The sequence below is a fragment of the Micromonospora sp. R311 genome (genome assembly GCF_056780015.1).
Map to the genome: position 1 here is coordinate 1 of NZ_JBSWCE010000013.1, position 15,150 is coordinate 15,150.

The window sequence follows — 15,150 nt, forward strand, 5'->3', positions numbered from 1 at the left end:
CCAGAACCTAGGCAGGACAACGGCGTGCCCCATAAACGACGCGCCCGACCACCCACAGACACGTCACAAGATCCATATTTATGCCTCCCAGGTATCAAGCTCGTCGGGAATGTGGTCCGCCGACCGCACGAGACCGCCGCCGGCGCAACCGCCAAGCCGCCGCCGGGCACATGCACCGCCCGGCGCACGCACCCCCCGGGCGCAAGCACCGCGGGCGCAAGCACGGTCCGAGGCAAGCACGGTCCGAGGCAGGCACGGTCCGGGGCAAGCACCGCGGGGCAAGCAGGGTCCGGCGCAAGCATGGTCCGGCAGCTCAGGCACGGGGTGCCGGCAGGGCCAGCGGTAGGCTCGGGCAGCGGATCAGCCGGTAGGCGACAGCAGGCTCAGAAGTCGCCGCCCCCGAAGTCACCGCCGCCGAAATCTCCACCGCCGAAGTCACCGCCGCCGAAGTCACCGGCCTGGTCGGCGCCGACGTCGCCACCGGCGTCACCGCCCGCGTCACCGCCCTGGTCGCCGTGGTCGGCGCCATCGGCATAGCCCGCCTCGTGGCCGTAGCCCGGATCGGCGAAGGCCGGCGAGAAGAGCGCGTCGGCGATCAGCAGGCCACCGAGCACGCCGGCGCCGGCGCCCAGCGCCGTCTTCCACCACGGGGTGGAGTACCAACCCGCCGGCACCGGGCGACCCTGGAACCGCCCGCCGGGGTAGTAGTAGGGCGTGTCCCGGCCCGGCTGCGGGCCCGCCTTGAACGTCTGCCCCTGCACGTCGACCTGGCGTTCCTTGGTGAGCTGCCCGGCGCCCTGCATGGCGGCCAGCGGGGGCAGCTCCGGGCCGGGGTCGATGCCTAGCGCCACCCGCGCCGCCCGCGCGTACGCGAGCCCTTCCAGCGCGGTCTCCCGGGCCAGCCGGTACTGCTGGACGGTGCTGGCCTGCTCCAGCTGGCCGCCGGCGGCGTTGTAGCGCTCGCCGGCGTCGACCAGCGCCTGGCGGACCGCCGGGTCGTCGCCGTGCAGGTTCATCACCTGGCCGCCGAGCCGCTCGTACCACCGCTGGGCGTCGGCGCGCACGTCGGCCAGGTCCCGCGCCTGGCGGGCCGCGGTCTCCCGCCGCCACCACAGGAACGCTCCCAGCAGCAACGCCACCAGGATCACCACCAGCAGAAGTTCCATGGCACGAAGGTACCCGCGCCGGTTGAGTCGTACTCGTCTGGCAAGCTCCGGTGGTGGACTTCTCGACGCTGGCCGTGGTGGTCGTCTGCCTCGCCACCGGCGGCGCCCTGGGTTGGCTCGCCGCCCGGTCCCGCGCCGCCGCAGAGATCGCCCGGCTGGACGCCACGCTGCGCGCCACCCGCGAGGGCGAGGGCCGGCTGGAGCAGTCCATGCGGGCGTTGAGCTACGAGGCCACCGCCCAGTCCCAGGAGGCGGTCGCCCGGGCGGTCGCACCCCTGCACGACACGCTGCGCCGCTACGAGCAGCGGGTCGCCGAGCTGGAGCGCGACCGCGTCGACGCCTACGCCGAGCTGCGCGAGCAGGTCCGCGCGATGAGCACCGTCTCCGGCGAGCTGCGCACCGAGACCAAGCAGCTGGTGGCGGCGCTGCGGGCGCCCCAGGTGCGCGGTCGCTGGGGCGAGCACCAGTTGCGCCGGATCGTCGAGGCGGCCGGCATGCTGGAGCACTGCGACTTCGCCGAGCAGGTCACCGCCGCCACCGACCACCAGGGGGTCCGTCCCGACCTGGTGGTCCGGCTGCATGGCGGCCGGTCCGTGGTGGTGGACGCCAAGGCGCCCTTCGACGCCTACCTGACCGCGATGGAGGCGCGCGACGAGCGCGGCCGCGACACCCACCTCGACGCGCACGCTAAGCACCTGCGGGGGCACGTCGACGCGCTGGCCGCCAAGTCCTACTGGGCGGCGTTCGACAGCACCCCGGAGTTCGTGGTGCTCTTCGTGCCGGCCGACCCGTTCCTCGACGTGGCGCTGCAGCGCGACCCGACGCTGCTGGAGCACGCGTTCGCCCGCAACGTGGTGCTGGCCACCCCGGCCACCCTGGTCGCGCTGCTGCGTACGGTCGCCTACTCGTGGCGGCAGGAGGCGCTGGCCCGCAACGCGGTGGCGGTGCACTCGCTGGCCCGCGAGCTCTACGGCCGGCTGTCCACACTGGGCGACCACGTCGGCAAGCTCGGCGCCTCGCTGAGCGGCGCGGTCACCGCGTACAACCGGGCGGTGGGGTCGCTGGAGGCGCGGGTGCTGGTCAGCGCGCGCAAGCTCGCCGAGCTGGGGGTCTCCGACCAGGAGCTGACCGCGCCGGCGCAGATCGAGCTGGCGCCCCGGCAGCCCCAGGCGCCGGAGCTGCTCGACGGCCCCGACGCCGAGGTCCCCCCGCGCCGCGCGCCGCTGGACTGACCGGCCCGGTCAGCCGCGACGGGCGGATTCGACCACGAAGGGGGTGCCCTGCTGGCAGGTGGTCATCATGCCGGGCTGGGCGCGGCCGGTCACGGTCACCTTCGCGCCGGCGGTGAGCACGTCGCGCGGACCGCCGATCAGCAGGTAGCCGTCGAGCAGCAGGCAGTTGGGCTCCACCCCGGCGGTGACCGTGCCGGTCAGCGTGGTGTCACCGGCCGGCGGCGGCTTGGTCGGCCCGCCCGGGCGCGTGGTGCCCAGCGGCGGCGGGTCGGGCACCGTCGGGTCGACCGGGTCGTCCGGGACCCGAGTGCTCGACGACCCGCTCGGGCTCGCCGGATCCGGCTGGGGTGGGGTGGTCACCGGCTGCGCTCCCGTCGGAGTGGGGGTGGGGGTGCCGTCGCCGCCGTCCTGGCCGCCGCAGGCGCTCAGCGCCACGCAGACGACCAGCGCGGAGAGGGCGAGCCGAAAGGTCCTCATACCCGTATCGGACGCACCGGCGCCGGCCACCGTTCCCGGGCCGGGCCGGTAGCCGGCCGACCCGTCCCGTACCGGGCACCGGTGGCGCCTCGGCCACCGGCGTCAGCCGCGGGCCGCCGCGGCCTTCATGTCGCGCTTGAGCTCCTGCGGCAGGGAGAAGGTCAGCCGCTCGTTGGCGGTGACCACCTCCTCCACGTCGGTGAAGCCGCGCGCCGCGAGGTGGGCCAGCACGTCCTGGACCAGTTCGTCGGGGACGCTCGCGCCGGAGGTCAGCCCGACCGTCCGGGCCCCGGCCAGCCACGCGTCGTCGATCTCGTCGGCGAAGTCGACCAGGTGGCCGGCGCGCGCGCCGGCGTCCAGGGCGACCTCGACGAGGCGTACCGAGTTGGAGGAGTTGCGCGAGCCGACCACGATCACCACGTCGCAGTCCGGGGCGATCTCCTTGACCACGTGCTGGCGGTTGGAGGTGGCGTAGCAGATGTCGTCGCTCGGCGGCGACTGGAGCAACGGCAGCCGCTGCTTGAGCCGGGCCACCGTCTCCAGGGTCTCGTCGACCGAGAGCGTGGTCTGGGAGAGCCAGACGACCTTGCTCGGGTCGCGGACGGTGATCTTGTCGGCACCGGCCGGGCCGTCCACCAGCTGGATGTGCTCCGGGGCCTCGCCGGAGGTGCCGATGACCTCCTCGTGCCCCTCGTGGCCGATCAGCAGGATGTCGTAGTCCTCGGCGGCGAACCGCTTGGCCTCCTGGTGCACCTTCGTCACCAGCGGGCAGGTCGCGTCGATCGCCTTCAGGGAGCGCGCCTTCGCCTGCTCGTAGACCTCGGGGGCCACGCCGTGCGCGGAGAAGATGACGGTGGCGCCCTCCGGCACCTCCTCGTTCTCCTCCACGAAGATCGCGCCCTTGGCCTCCAGGGTGCGCACCACGTGCTTGTTGTGCACGATCTGCTTGCGCACGTAGATCGGGGCGCCGTAGAGCTTGAGCGCCTCCTCGACGGTCTGCACCGCGCGGTCGACCCCCGCGCAGTAGCCGCGGGGCTTGGCCAGGAGCACGCGCTTGCCGGTCCGGGAAGTCGCTTCAGCCTGAGTCACCCGCCCATCGTACGTGCCGGCCCGGAGACCCACAGCGGCTGCGACCGTCACCACAGCCGCCGCCGGACGCGTTCGAGCTGATGGCCCGGGCCGGCGCCATCCTGGCCGAGGTGCACGAGGTGCGCCGGGTCGATCATGGGTTGGCGGCACTCTTCGAGATCGACATCGCCGTCAACCCCATGATCGACGAAGGCCCCGTCGGGGGTGGGCCGTAGGGTGGGCGGGTGAGTACGGGCGAGGTGGGGCGGAGCACGTCCGAGGAGCCGTGGCCGGTCCGGGTGGTGAGCCAGAAGGTCAGCGCGTGGATCTCCCGGCTCGGCTGGGTGTGGGTGGACGGGCAGGTGGCCCAGATCAGCCGCCGCCCGGGTGCCACCACGGTCTTCCTCACCCTGCGCGACCCGTCGGCCGACCTGAGCCTGACCGTCACCACCAACCGCGACGTGCTGGACGCCGGCGCGCCCGAGCTGCGCGAGGGCGCCCGGGTGGTGCTGCACGCCAAGCCCGAGTTCTACGCCGCCCGGGGCACGCTGAGCCTGCGCGCCGACGAGATCCGCCAGGTCGGCCTGGGTGAGCTGCTGGCCCGGCTGGAGAAGCTCAAGAAGCTGCTCGCCGCCGAGGGGCTCTTCGACCGGGCCCGCAAGCGCCGCCCGCCGTTCCTGCCCAACCGGATCGGCCTGATCACCGGCCGGGCGTCGGCGGCCGAGCGCGACGTGCTGACCAACGCCCGCCGGCGCTGGCCGGCGGTGGAGTTCCGCACCGTCAACGTGGCGGTGCAGGGGCCGAGCGCCGTGCCGCAGATCGTCGACGCGCTCAAGGTGCTGGACGCCGATCCGAGCATCGACGTGATCATCATCGCCCGGGGCGGCGGCAGCATCGAGGACCTGCTCCCCTTCTCCGACGAGGCGCTCTGCCGGGCGGTCTTCGCCTGCCGTACGCCGGTGGTCAGCGCGATCGGGCACGAGACGGACGCGCCGCTGGTCGACTACGTCGCCGACCTGCGCGCCTCGACGCCCACCGACGCGGCCAAGCGGATCGTGCCCGACCTGGCCGAGGAGGTACGCCTCATCGGCCAGGCCCGGTCGAGGCTGGAGCGGGCCGTCCGCAACCTGGTCGACCGGGAGCAGCACCGGCTGGACCTGCTCCGCTCCCGCCCGGTGCTGGCCCGGCCCCAGGTGATGGTCGACCAGCGGGCCACCGACCTGACCGCGCTGCGCCAGCGGGCCGGGCGCTGCCTGGACCACCGCCTCGGCGCGGCCGGCGAGGACCTGCGGCACACCCTGGCCCGGCTGCGCGCGCTCTCCCCGGCCGCCACGCTCGACCGGGGGTACGCGATCGTGCAGCGCGCCGACGGCCACGTGGTGCGGGCCGCGTCCGAGGTGGGCAAGGGTGACCCGCTGCGGGTGCGACTGGCCGAGGGCGAGCTGGCCGCCACGGTCGACGGGTGAACCGGGGTCGGAGGCGCGATGTGGTGGGATGGCAGCGATGACTGACGAGAAGAACGACGAGCGGCTCAGCTACGAGCAGGCCCGCGCCGAGCTGGCGTCGGTGGTCGAGCGGCTGGAGGCCGGCGGCACGTCGCTGGAGGAGTCGCTGGCGCTCTGGGAGCGCGGCGAGGCGCTCGCGGTGATCTGCCAGCGCTGGCTCGACGGCGCCCGGGCCCGCATCGACGCCGCCCGCCAGGACGCCACCTCCTGACCCGCAGGTCATGCGGTTGTGGTGGACGGTACGGGACGCTTCGCGCCGGCCGTCGCCCACCACAACCGCATGACCGTCAGAGCGGAGTGGCTCAGTTGAAGAGGTTGTAGAGCTCCGGCGGGGCCTCGACCACCTGGTCCGCCGGGGGCTTCTGGGCGGCGGCGGCGTTGCCGTAGTCGGAGTACGTGATCCGGATGTCCTGCGCCGTGCTCTGGCCGGCGGCCGGGAGCTGGATCACCAGCTCGCTGAGCCGCCCCTGCGGGTCGAGCTTCGCGGTGAACGGCACCGACTGCGCCTGCGCGCCGAGCGCGGTGATCACCGCGGGGTCGATGGACCCGGCCTCGGCGGCCTTCGACACGTCGATGGTGCCGGCGTAGCTGCCCTCGCCGGTCTGCCGTACCTCGGTGATGCCCTGGGTGAGCACCTCGCTGCCGGCCGGGTCGAGCTTGTCGAAATCGAAGCCGAGGTTCCGGTTGCCCCTGATCCGGGTCTGGTCGAGGTGCTGGTACTTGCCGAGGTTGAGCTTCTGCACGGCCGGCAGGCTGCCGGCGGTCTTGCCACCCAGCTCCAGCTTGACCCAGCTGTCCGGCCGGGCGTGGATGAGATCCAGCTTCATGAACAGGTCGTCGGTCGGCGCGCCGACGGTCACCCGCATCTCGGCGCTCTGGCTCGGCTCGTGCACCTGCCCCTCGGCGGTGGACCCGGCGCCGGACATGCTGAACCGGAAGTTGCCGTTGCTGATCTCGCGGGTGGAGTCGAGCAGCGCCTGCTTGGCGTCACCGGGCACCGGGGACGCGGCGCCGGAGGCGGTGCCGGACGCCGACACGGTCGGGGTGGCGGACGAGCCCGCCGAAGGGGTCCCGGTGGCGTTGCAGGCGGCGAGACCGGGAGTGAACAACGCGGCGGTCACCAGACCGGCGCTCAGTCGTCGAACAGTCATCTGTGTCTCCCAAGGGGGTCACCCGACGCACCTGGCGGCGGCCGGAAACCGGGCGGCGCAGCACCACGGCCGGCTGCGTCGCGCGGGCCCCGAGCCGCCCGTGTCGGCCGGGTCCGCTCCTCTCCTGTTCCCTGCCGTCGCGTCGCACAATCACCGGTCTGTCCGGTTGTCCCGGCCGGGTGACCCGGGGCGGAAGCCGCGCCGCCGTGCCGGGCGCGCCACCCGTCCGCTCCCAACCTGCGGAAACGGCCTCCGGAACGCGAGAACGGGGCGGCCGCGGCCGCCCCGTTCCCCGTCGTAGGACCTACTTGAACATCTCGTACGTCTGCTCGGAGGCCTCGACCACCTTGCTCGCCGGCGGCTTCTGCGCGGCGGCGGCCTTGCCGTAGTCGGCGTACGTGATCTTCACCTCGTGGGCCTCGGCGTCACCGGCGGCCGGGACGGCGACGGCGATCTCGGTGAGCCGGCCCTGCGGGTCGACCTTGGCCGTGAAGGGCAGGGCCTTGGCCTGCGCGGCGAGGGCCTTGACGATCTCCTCGTCCAGCGCGGCCGACTCGGTGGCACCGGTGATGTCGATCTTGCCGGAGTAGCTGCCCTCACCGGTGCGCTGCACCTCGGTGACGCCCTTGACCAGCGCCGCGCTGTCGGACGGGTCGAGCGTCTCGGCGTTGAGCTGGAGCCCCTTGGCGCCCTCGATCTTGGACTGGTCGAGGTGCTGGTACTTGCCCTTGTTCTTGTCGGCGCCCATGGCCTCGAACACCTTGCCGCCGAGGTCCAGCTTGACCCAGCTTTCCTTCTCGATGTAGATGAAGTCGACGTCCATCGAGACGTCGCCGGTGCCGTCGTCGAACTTCATCGTGAGCTGGGCGCTGTTGCTCGGCTTGTGCACCAGGCCCCTGCCGGTCGTCTGGTGGCCGACGATGGCGAAGGTGAAGTTGCCCTTGCTGATCTCCTGGGTGGAGGCGAGCAGTGCCTCCTTCGGGTCGGCCGGGGTGGTGGCCGACCCGGAAGCGCCGGCCGCGGCCGGCTCGGCGGCCTCCGACTTGCAGGCGGCCAGGCCGGGGACCAACAGGGTGGCGGCGAGCACGCCGACGCTCCAGCGTCGAATGTTCACAGAATTTCCTTTTCACACAACGGATTCGCCCGGCCGACAGGAGTCGGGGGCGGTGAGCCGGGGCAGCCTATCCGACCCGACCGACATCCCCGGCCGTGGTGACGGCGGGTCAGCGCAGCGAGGTGGCGAGGTGCCGCAGCTCGTTGTCCCGCGCGTCGCCGACCACGATCACCGTCCGGGTCGGCTCCAGCAGCACCAGCGCCTGCTCGTTGCCCCGGGCGGTGTACCGCTGCCAGGTGCGCCCGCCCAGGTCGGTCTGCCCCTGCGGCTGCCCCTGCTCGGTCAGCTCGGTCGGCAGCAGCCGCTCCGCGGGCACGCTGCTCTGCACCAGCTGGGCGCCCCGCCCCTCCGGGGTGAGGTAGCCCAGGCGCAGGGTCGACCCGCCGCCCTCGACGGTCTGGAAGTTGGCGCTGACCGTACGCCAGCCGTCGCCGAGGTCGGCCGGGACGGCCACCGGGAACGCGTTGGCCGCCCGGGCCGACTCGATGGCCGGCGCCGGGTCGACCGTGACCGGCTCGTCGCCGCCGAGGAAACCCCGGTAGAAGGCGAGCAGCAGGGCGATCGGGATCAGCAGCACCAGCAGCGAGATCGCCATGTCCTTGGGCGAGCGTTCCGACTTGCCCGCGTCCACCCGGGGCGGCGGGGCGGGAACCTCCCCGGTCTCCGCGGCGCCGACGGTCGGCGCGCCGGGGCCGGCTGCCGGCTCTCCCTGCGGTACGGGGGCGGCCGGGCCCGGCTCGACCAGAGCCGGCTCGCCGGCCGGGGCGGCGGCGGGGGGTCGGCCGCCCTCCGGTACCGGCGGCTGGCCGTCCGGCGGGGTCGAGTCGGCGGGTACGCGGTCGGCAGGCTGTGCGGGTTCCACCCCGCCATCTTCCCGCACCGCCCGACCGGCGGTATCCGGGCCATCACCGCCCCGCCCCGGCGCCGGGTCGGCCATCGTGTGAGGATCAGCGACAAACCGACAGCGGCGACACCGAACGCTGCCGACCCACCCCGCACCGTCGCGAGGAGGAGCCGTCATGACGAACACCAGGACACGGATCCCACAGGATCTCGACCGCAACCTTGCCCTCGACCTGGTCCGGGTCACCGAGGCCGCGGCGATGGCCGCCGGCCGGTGGGTCGGTCGGGGCGACAAGGAGGGCGGCGACGGGGCCGCCGTCGACGCGATGCGCAAGCTGATCAACTCGATCCCGATGCGGGGGGTCGTGGTGATCGGCGAGGGCGAGAAGGACAACGCGCCGATGCTGTTCAACGGCGAGGAGGTCGGCGACGGCAGCGGCCCGGAGGTGGACGTCGCGGTCGACCCGATCGACGGCACCACCCTGATGAGCAAGGGCATGCCCAACGCCCTGGCCGTGCTCGCGGTCGCCGAGCGGGGCGCGATGTTCGACCCCAGCGCGGTCTTCTACATGGAGAAGCTCGCCGTCGGCCCGGTCTACGCCGACGTGGTGGACATCAACGCCGGGGTGGCCGAGAACCTGCGCCGGATCGCCAAGGTCAAGGGGACCGACATCTCCGAGGTCACCGTCTGCGTCCTCGACCGGTCCCGGCACGACGACCTGGTCGCGCAGATCCGCCGGGCCGGCGCCGGCATCCGGTTCATCTCCGACGGCGACATCGCGGGCGCCATCGCCGCCGCCCGCGGCGAGTCCGACGTCGACGTGCTGATGGGCATCGGCGGTACGCCCGAGGGGATCACCGCCGCCTGCGCGCTCAAGTGCATGGGCGGGATGATGCAGGCCAAGCTCTGGCCGCGCGACGACGAGGAGCGGGAGAAGGCGCTCGCGGCCGGGCACGACCTGGACCGGGTGCTCACCACCGACGACCTGGTCACCGGGGACAACTGCTTCTTCGTGGCCACCGGGGTCACCTCCGGCGACCTGCTGCGCGGGGTGCGCTACCGGGCGGGCGGGGCGTACACCCAGTCGATCGTGATGCGCTCGAAGAGCGGCACCATCCGGGTGATCGACTCGTACCACCGGCTGGAGAAGCTGGCGCTCTACTCGGCCGTCGACTTCGACGGCCGCCCGCTGGCCGAGCAGGAGTGAGCGCCGCCGGGACGACGGTCCGACCCGTCCTGCCGGCGAGCCGCCGGATCCTCGGGGTGGGACTGGCGACCGCCTCCGGGGTCGCCGTGGCCGTGCAGTCCCGGATCAACGGCGAGTTGGGCGTACGCCTGGCCGACGGGATCGCCGCCGCGGTGGTCTCCTTCGGACTGGGCCTGCTGGTGCTGCTGGTGCTGGTCCCCGCCACCCCGGGTGCGCGGCGGGGGCTGGCCGCCCTGCGGCGTGCGCTGGCCACCGGCGAGCTGCGGCCGGTGCAGTGCCTGGGCGGGGTCTGCGGCGCGTTCCTGGTGGCCACCCAGGGCCTGACCATCGGCGCCCTCGGCGTGGCCGTCTTCACCGTGGCGGTGGTCGCCGGCCAGTCCGGCAGCAGCCTGGCCGTGGACCGGGCCGGGGTCGGCCCGACCGGCCGGCAGCCGATCACCGGCCGGCGGCTGGCCGGTGCCGGGCTGACCGTGGTCGCCGTCCTGCTCGCCGTCGGCGACCGGTTCGGCGACCCGGCCGCACTGGCGCTGGCCGTGCTGCCGCTGCTGGCCGGGGTGGGCATCGCCTGGCAGCAGGCGGTCAACGGCCGGGTGCGGGTGGCGACCGGCAGCGCGCTGACCGCCACCCTGGTCAACTTCACCGCCGGCACGCTGGCCCTGCTCGTCACGCTCGCCGTCGACGTGGCGGTACGCGGCCGACCGGCCGGCGGGTTCCCGGCCGAGCCCTGGCTCTACCTGGGTGGCCCGATCGGCATCGTGTTCATCGCGGTCGCCGCCGCGATCGTCCGCTTCACCGGCGTGCTGCTGCTCGGCCTGGCCACCATCGCCGGGCAGGTCGTCGGGGCCGTCCTGCTCGACGTGCTGCTGCCCACCGAGGCGTCGCACCCGGGGCCGGCCACCCTGACCGGCGCCGCGCTGACCCTGGTGGCGGTGCTGGTGGCCGCGCTCGGCCCGGCGCCCCGCCGCTGAGCCCGGGCGGGCTCGCGGCGGGTGAGCCCGGCGCGGATCAGCGGCGCAGTGCTCCGACCGTCTCCTCGATCGCCCGGTCCAGCGCGGTCGGCTCGACGCCGAGGGTCGCGGTGGCGGCGGTCGAGTCCATCAGGAACGGCCGGTCGAACTGGTAGGCGGTCTCGCGCAGCTCCCGGGCGAACGGGTTGGCCAGGCCGCCGAGCCAGAGCACCGGGTAGGGCATCCGGGTCAGCTTCGGCGCGGGTGCGCCGACCAGCGCCGCCGCGCGGGTGGCCAGCTCCCGCATGGCGGCGGCGGGCGCGCTGGGCACGTGCCAGGCCCGACCCCAGGCGCGGGCGTCGGCGGCGGCGGCGACGAGGGTCCGGGCGACGTCCGGGATGTACGTCCAGGTGTGCGGGGCGTCCCAGTCGACCGGGAGGAAGACCCGCTGCCCGGCGATCACCCGGGGCAGCACCAGCATCGCCAGGGACATGCCGTCGGCGCCGAGATAGTCGGAGCCGCGCACCTCGGTGACCCGGGCCCGGCCGGCCCGGTGGGCGGCCAGCGCGTCGGCCCACATCCGGTTGCGCACGCGGCCTTTGGTGCCGGTGGCCGCGAGCGGGGTGCGCTCGGTCATCGGGGCGTCGACCGGCCCGTAGCCGTAGAGGTTGCCGACGGTGGCGAGCACCGCGCCGGTCCGCTCGGCGGCGGTGAGCAGCGCGCCGGCCAGCGGCGGCCAGTCGGTGGCCCACCGGTGGTATGCCGGGTTTGCGCAGTTGTACAGCGCGTCCGCGCCCTCGACGAGCGCGGTGAGCCGGTCGGCGTCGGCGGCGTCGGCGGCGACCCGCTCGACCGCGGGGTGTTCCGGCCCGGCGCCCCGGCGGGTGACCACCCGGACGCGCTCACCCCGCTCGGCGAGGAGACGGGCGGTGGCCGTACCGACCGGACCGGAGCCGACGATCACGTGCAGCGACATGGGGATGCCTTTCAAAGCGGGGATACGAACCGAGAGCACCGCTCTCGCTTGCCGCCACCAGCATGACCGCTCACCCCATGCTTGGTCAAGAGCAGTGCTCTCTATTTTGATTGCCGCTCCGATTCGTGGCAGAGTGGTCCCATGCCCGCTTCCTCGATCCGTGCCCGGGTCCGCGCCGAGATGATCGACGAGATCAAGGCGGTGGCCCGGCGGCACCTGGCCACCGACGGCGCCAACCTCTCGCTGCGGGCGGTGGCCCGCGACATGGGCATGGTGTCGTCGGCGATCTACCGCTACTTCCCCAGCCGCGACGAGCTGCTCACCGCGCTGATCATCGAGGCGTACGACGCGCTCGGCGCCGCGGTGGAGGCGGCGGACGCCGGCTGCGACCGCCTCGACCTGCGCGGGCGCTGGCATGCGGCCTGCCGGGCGGCCCGCGGCTGGGCGCTCGCCCACCCCGCCGAGTACGCGCTGCTCTACGGCAGCCCGGTGCCCGGCTACGCCGCCCCGGACGACACCGTCGGGCCGGCCCAGCGGCCACCGCTGACCCTGGTCGGCATCCTCCGGGACGGGTGCGCCGCCGGCCGGATCGATCCGCCGCCGGCCACCGAGCCGGCCGGCCCGCTCCGCGCCGACCTGGCGGAGATGGCCGCGCTGCTGGGCGGCGACCTGCCCGAGGCGCTGCTGGCCCGGGGCATGGCCGGCTGGACCCAGCTCTTCGGGCTGATCAGCTTCGAGCTGTTCGGCCGGATCAACCGCACGCTGCCGCACCGGGACGACTACTTCCACCACCAGATCGCCCTGATGGCCGACCTGATCGGGCTGCCACGCTGAACCCGGCCGTCGGCCTCAGGTGCCGTCGGAGGAGTGCCCGGGGAAGAGGTGCGCGCTCGGGTCGATGACCACCGCGGCGTTGTTCACCGCGGTGGCGGCCTCCCCGAAACCGGTCGCGATCAGCCGCACCTTGCCCGGGTACTCGGTGATGTCGCCGGCCGCGAAGACCCGGGGCAGGTTCGTCGCCATCGCGCTGTCGACCACGATGTGCCGGCGGTCCAGCCGCAGCCCCCACTCGGCGAGCGGCCCGAGGTCGGCGGTGAAGCCCAGCGCGGCGATCACGACGTCGACCGGCAGGGTCTCCGCGGCGCCGCCACGTACGGTGATCTCGGCGCCGGTCACCACGCCGTCGCCGTGCAGCCGGGTCACCTCGGCGTTGACCACCACCCGGACCGGCAGCGCCAGCACCCGGGCGACCGTGCCGGCGTGCGCCCGGAACTTCTCCCGGCGGTGCACCAGGGTCACCGACCGGGCCAGCGGCTGGAGGGTCGACGCCCAGTCGAAGGCCGAATCACCGCCGCCGACGATCAGCACGTCGCGACCGGTCAGCTCGGCCGGCTGCGGTACGAAGTAGACGATCCCGGCGCCGACGAAGTGCTCGGCGACCGGCAGCGGGCGAGGCGTGAAGCTGCCCAGCCCGCCGGTGATGAGGACCGCGCCGCAGCTCAGCTGCTCGCCGCCGGCCAGGCCGAGCACCGGGCGCTCACCGGCGTAGCTGAGCTTCTCGGCCCGGGTGCCGAGCAGGTAGAGCGGGTCGAACGGGGCGGCCTGGGCGACCAGGTTGGCCACCAGGTCACGCCCCTTGACCACCGGAAAGCCGGCGACGTCGTAGATCAACTTCTCCGGGTACATGGCGGTGATCTGGCCGCCGGGCTCGGGCAGCGCGTCGACCACCGCCACGGAGAGCCCGCGGAAGCCGGCGTAGTAGGCCGCGAAGAGACCGGCCGGACCGGCCCCGATCACCGCGACATCGACCTCGCGCATGGGCGTACCGTCGCTTTCCGCTCACGGATCTACGCGTGCTGATCCCGACCGTAGGGCCGCCGGCGGATCCGGGCAAGCACGTCCCACCCGCCGCGCGGATCGCGCTTGGCGGACGGCTCAGGGCAGGGTGAGCGAGGACTCGGAGTGGTACGGGCCGCCCAGGTCGGGGCGGCGGCGCCGGAAGACGATCGCGGCCACCACCCCGCCGAGCAGCCCGAACAGGTGGCCCTGCCAGGAGATCCGCTCGTCGGTCGGGAGGATGCCGACCAGCTGCCAGCCGTAGAGGAGGCCGACCAGCAGGAAGACCGCGAAGTTCCACCAGCTGCGTTCGACGATGCCCCGGGTGAGCAGGATGCCCAGGTAGCCGAAGATCACCCCGCTGGCGCCCACCACCACCGAGTCGGACGAGCCGGTGAACCACACCCCGAGCCCGCTGACCAGCACGATCACCAGAGTGGACCAGAGGAACCGGCGGGCCCCCGCGGCGAGCACGAACGTGCCGAGCAGGATCAGCGGGATGCTGTTGCTGTAGAGGTGGTCGAAGCCGTGGTGCAGGAACGGCGAGAAGAAGACCCCGTCCAGCCCGTCGATGCGGTGCGGGATGATGCCGGCGGCGGCGTCGAGCCCGAAGGCCAGCCCCTGATCGGCGGCCTCGACGAGGAAGAGGAACGGCACCACCGCGCACATGGCGACGAAGGCCCGGCCGAGCGCGGCGTAGAACGCCTCGGTGCCGAACCGGTGCGGGTCGCCGCTTCCGGGGAGCAGGGTCACCCTCCAATGGCTATCAGCAATCGCCGGCCGCCGCCACTCGCGGCCCACCCCGCGGGCGGGAAACGGCGGCGGGGCGGGTGGTAGGCCACCCGCCCCGCCGACCGCGGTCGATCAGTACCAGCCCACGTCCTGTGAGTGCGCCCACGCCTTGCACGGGGTGCCGTAACGGCCCTCGATGTAGCCGAGACCCCACTTGATCTGGGTGGCCGGGTTGGTCTGCCAGTCGTCGGCGACCGAGCCCATCTTGCTCCCCGGCAGTGCCTGGGGGATGCCGTACGCCCCGGAGGAGGAGTTGCGGGCCTTGTGGTTCCAGCCGCTCTCCTTGTCCCAGAGCTTGTTCAGGCAGGGGAACTGGTCGATCTCGAAGCCCGCCTGGAGCATCAGCGCGCACCCGACCTCGCGGTTGCCGCTGAACTCCGCGCAGGACGCCGGGATCGGCCCGTCGTACGGCTTGGACTCCGCCGCCTCGCGGGCGGCCTCCTCCCGGGCCTTCTTCCGGGACGCCGCGGCGGCCTCGGCCTCGCGGGCCCGCTCGGCGGCCTCCTTGGCGGCCGCGGCGGCCCGCAGCTTGGCCTGGTACTCGGCGGCCCGCTGCTTGGCGGACTGCATCTGGTGGGCGGCCTGCCGCTCGCGCTGGTAGTCGAACTCGGCCTGCTCGACCGCGGCTCCGGCCTGCGCGGTCAGGCCCTGCTGCTGGATCTCCCGGTCTTCGCCCAGGTAGAAACCGCCGGCAACGCCCACGGAAAGCAGCGCGACAGCGGCCGTGCGGGCGCCGAACCGGCTCCACAGCCGACTCACGAAGTGGTCCCTTCGTCGGGTGCAAGGACACGGCACGAAGTCGCCCTGCTCGGGCGGTCCACGCCGTGAGCGCCGG

Annotated in this window: 16 protein-coding genes; 6 read left to right on the top strand and 10 right to left on the bottom strand. The window is 73.8% G+C overall.

Annotated elements, in window-relative coordinates:
* Positions 1-383: 383 nt before the first annotated feature.
* The gene (locus AC1WTP_RS13110) at positions 384-1,166 is read right to left on the bottom strand and encodes a hypothetical protein (RefSeq protein WP_481649508.1); all 783 of its coding nucleotides are present in this window, start codon (positions 1,164-1,166) and stop codon (positions 384-386) included.
* 53 nt (positions 1,167-1,219) lie between these two features.
* Here AC1WTP_RS13110 and AC1WTP_RS13115 point away from each other — a divergent pair, with 53 nt between their 5' ends.
* The gene (locus tag AC1WTP_RS13115) at positions 1,220-2,398 is read left to right on the top strand and encodes a DNA recombination protein RmuC (protein ID WP_481649509.1); all 1,179 of its coding nucleotides are present in this window, start codon (positions 1,220-1,222) and stop codon (positions 2,396-2,398) included.
* Positions 2,399-2,407: 9 nt separating this feature from the next.
* Here the strand turns inward: AC1WTP_RS13115 and AC1WTP_RS13120 are convergent, their stop codons facing one another.
* Together AC1WTP_RS13120 and AC1WTP_RS13125 are read right to left on the bottom strand one after the other, a co-directional pair.
* Complete coding sequence (locus tag AC1WTP_RS13120) at positions 2,408-2,875, bottom strand: hypothetical protein (RefSeq protein ID WP_481649510.1); 468 nt, start codon at positions 2,873-2,875, stop codon at positions 2,408-2,410.
* Between the two features lie 102 nt (positions 2,876-2,977).
* Positions 2,978-3,964 (bottom strand): 4-hydroxy-3-methylbut-2-enyl diphosphate reductase, encoded by a 987-nt coding sequence (locus AC1WTP_RS13125; RefSeq protein WP_481649511.1) that lies wholly within the window; start codon positions 3,962-3,964, stop codon positions 2,978-2,980.
* A gap of 224 nt (positions 3,965-4,188) precedes the next feature.
* Between AC1WTP_RS13125 and xseA the strand changes: the two genes are divergently transcribed.
* Together xseA and AC1WTP_RS13135 are read left to right on the top strand one after the other, a co-directional pair.
* Entirely contained in the window at positions 4,189-5,409 is a 1,221-nt protein-coding gene (xseA, locus tag AC1WTP_RS13130; protein ID WP_481649512.1) for an exodeoxyribonuclease VII large subunit, read from the top strand.
* 37 nt (positions 5,410-5,446) lie between these two features.
* Positions 5,447-5,659, top strand: a complete 213-nt coding sequence (locus AC1WTP_RS13135) for an exodeoxyribonuclease VII small subunit (RefSeq protein WP_447135222.1) — start codon at positions 5,447-5,449, stop codon at positions 5,657-5,659.
* Between the two features lie 91 nt (positions 5,660-5,750).
* Here the strand turns inward: AC1WTP_RS13135 and AC1WTP_RS13140 are convergent, their stop codons facing one another.
* The 3 genes from AC1WTP_RS13140 to AC1WTP_RS13150 all read right to left on the bottom strand — a co-directional run bounded on the left by AC1WTP_RS13140 (position 5,751) and on the right by AC1WTP_RS13150 (position 8,575).
* Complete coding sequence (locus AC1WTP_RS13140) at positions 5,751-6,599, bottom strand: hypothetical protein (RefSeq protein ID WP_481649513.1); 849 nt, start codon at positions 6,597-6,599, stop codon at positions 5,751-5,753.
* Between the two features lie 304 nt (positions 6,600-6,903).
* On the bottom strand, positions 6,904-7,713 hold the full coding sequence (locus tag AC1WTP_RS13145) for a hypothetical protein (RefSeq protein WP_481649514.1): 810 nt from the start codon (positions 7,711-7,713) through the stop codon (positions 6,904-6,906).
* A 109-nt stretch (positions 7,714-7,822) separates the two neighbouring features.
* Complete coding sequence (locus AC1WTP_RS13150; protein WP_481649515.1) at positions 7,823-8,575, bottom strand: DUF4245 domain-containing protein; 753 nt, start codon at positions 8,573-8,575, stop codon at positions 7,823-7,825.
* Positions 8,576-8,732: 157 nt separating this feature from the next.
* Here AC1WTP_RS13150 and glpX point away from each other — a divergent pair, with 157 nt between their 5' ends.
* Both glpX and AC1WTP_RS13160 read left to right on the top strand, forming a co-directional pair.
* On the top strand, positions 8,733-9,764 hold the full coding sequence (glpX, locus tag AC1WTP_RS13155; RefSeq protein WP_481649516.1) for a class II fructose-bisphosphatase: 1,032 nt from the start codon (positions 8,733-8,735) through the stop codon (positions 9,762-9,764).
* Positions 9,761-10,732, top strand: coding sequence for a DMT family transporter (locus AC1WTP_RS13160; RefSeq protein WP_481649517.1), 972 nt, complete (start codon positions 9,761-9,763; stop codon positions 10,730-10,732). The genes glpX and AC1WTP_RS13160 overlap by 4 nt, the downstream gene beginning before the upstream one ends.
* Positions 10,733-10,769: 37 nt before the next feature.
* On the opposite strand, the gene AC1WTP_RS13165 is transcribed toward AC1WTP_RS13160, so the two are convergent.
* Positions 10,770-11,687: an NAD-dependent epimerase/dehydratase family protein gene (locus tag AC1WTP_RS13165; protein ID WP_481649518.1), complete on the bottom strand. Its 918-nt coding sequence runs from the start codon at positions 11,685-11,687 to the stop codon at positions 10,770-10,772.
* Between the two features lie 141 nt (positions 11,688-11,828).
* Between AC1WTP_RS13165 and AC1WTP_RS13170 the strand changes: the two genes are divergently transcribed.
* Entirely contained in the window at positions 11,829-12,521 is a 693-nt protein-coding gene (locus AC1WTP_RS13170; protein WP_481649519.1) for a TetR/AcrR family transcriptional regulator, read from the top strand.
* A gap of 15 nt (positions 12,522-12,536) precedes the next feature.
* On the opposite strand, the gene AC1WTP_RS13175 is transcribed toward AC1WTP_RS13170, so the two are convergent.
* The 3 genes from AC1WTP_RS13175 to AC1WTP_RS13185 form a co-directional block, all read right to left on the bottom strand.
* A complete protein-coding gene (locus AC1WTP_RS13175) occupies positions 12,537-13,505 on the bottom strand; it encodes an NAD(P)/FAD-dependent oxidoreductase (protein WP_481649520.1) in 969 nt (322 codons plus the stop codon).
* Between the two features lie 117 nt (positions 13,506-13,622).
* Positions 13,623-14,276 carry a rhomboid family intramembrane serine protease gene (locus AC1WTP_RS13180; RefSeq protein WP_481649521.1) on the bottom strand — a complete coding sequence of 218 codons (654 nt, stop codon included), beginning with the start codon at positions 14,274-14,276 and terminating at the stop codon, positions 13,623-13,625.
* Positions 14,277-14,387: 111 nt separating this feature from the next.
* Positions 14,388-15,074 (bottom strand): aggregation-promoting factor C-terminal-like domain-containing protein, encoded by a 687-nt coding sequence (locus AC1WTP_RS13185; RefSeq protein ID WP_481649522.1) that lies wholly within the window; start codon positions 15,072-15,074, stop codon positions 14,388-14,390.
* Between the last annotated feature and the right edge of the window lie 76 nt (positions 15,075-15,150).

Excerpts from the sequence above, each read along its gene's own strand:
- AC1WTP_RS13175 (WP_481649520.1), bottom strand. The coding sequence starts at position 13,505 with ATGCGCGAGGTCGATGTCGCGGTGATCGGGGCCGGTCCGGCCGGTCTC.
- AC1WTP_RS13170 (WP_481649519.1), top strand. The coding sequence starts at position 11,829 with ATGCCCGCTTCCTCGATCCGTGCCCGGGTCCGCGCCGAGATGATCGAC.
- AC1WTP_RS13135 (WP_447135222.1), top strand. The coding sequence starts at position 5,447 with ATGACTGACGAGAAGAACGACGAGCGGCTCAGCTACGAGCAGGCCCGC.
- glpX (WP_481649516.1), top strand. The coding sequence starts at position 8,733 with ATGACGAACACCAGGACACGGATCCCACAGGATCTCGACCGCAACCTT.
- AC1WTP_RS13120 (WP_481649510.1), bottom strand. The coding sequence starts at position 2,875 with ATGAGGACCTTTCGGCTCGCCCTCTCCGCGCTGGTCGTCTGCGTGGCG.
- AC1WTP_RS13140 (WP_481649513.1), bottom strand. The coding sequence starts at position 6,599 with ATGACTGTTCGACGACTGAGCGCCGGTCTGGTGACCGCCGCGTTGTTC.
- AC1WTP_RS13165 (WP_481649518.1), bottom strand. The coding sequence starts at position 11,687 with ATGTCGCTGCACGTGATCGTCGGCTCCGGTCCGGTCGGTACGGCCACC.
- AC1WTP_RS13110 (WP_481649508.1), bottom strand. The coding sequence starts at position 1,166 with ATGGAACTTCTGCTGGTGGTGATCCTGGTGGCGTTGCTGCTGGGAGCG.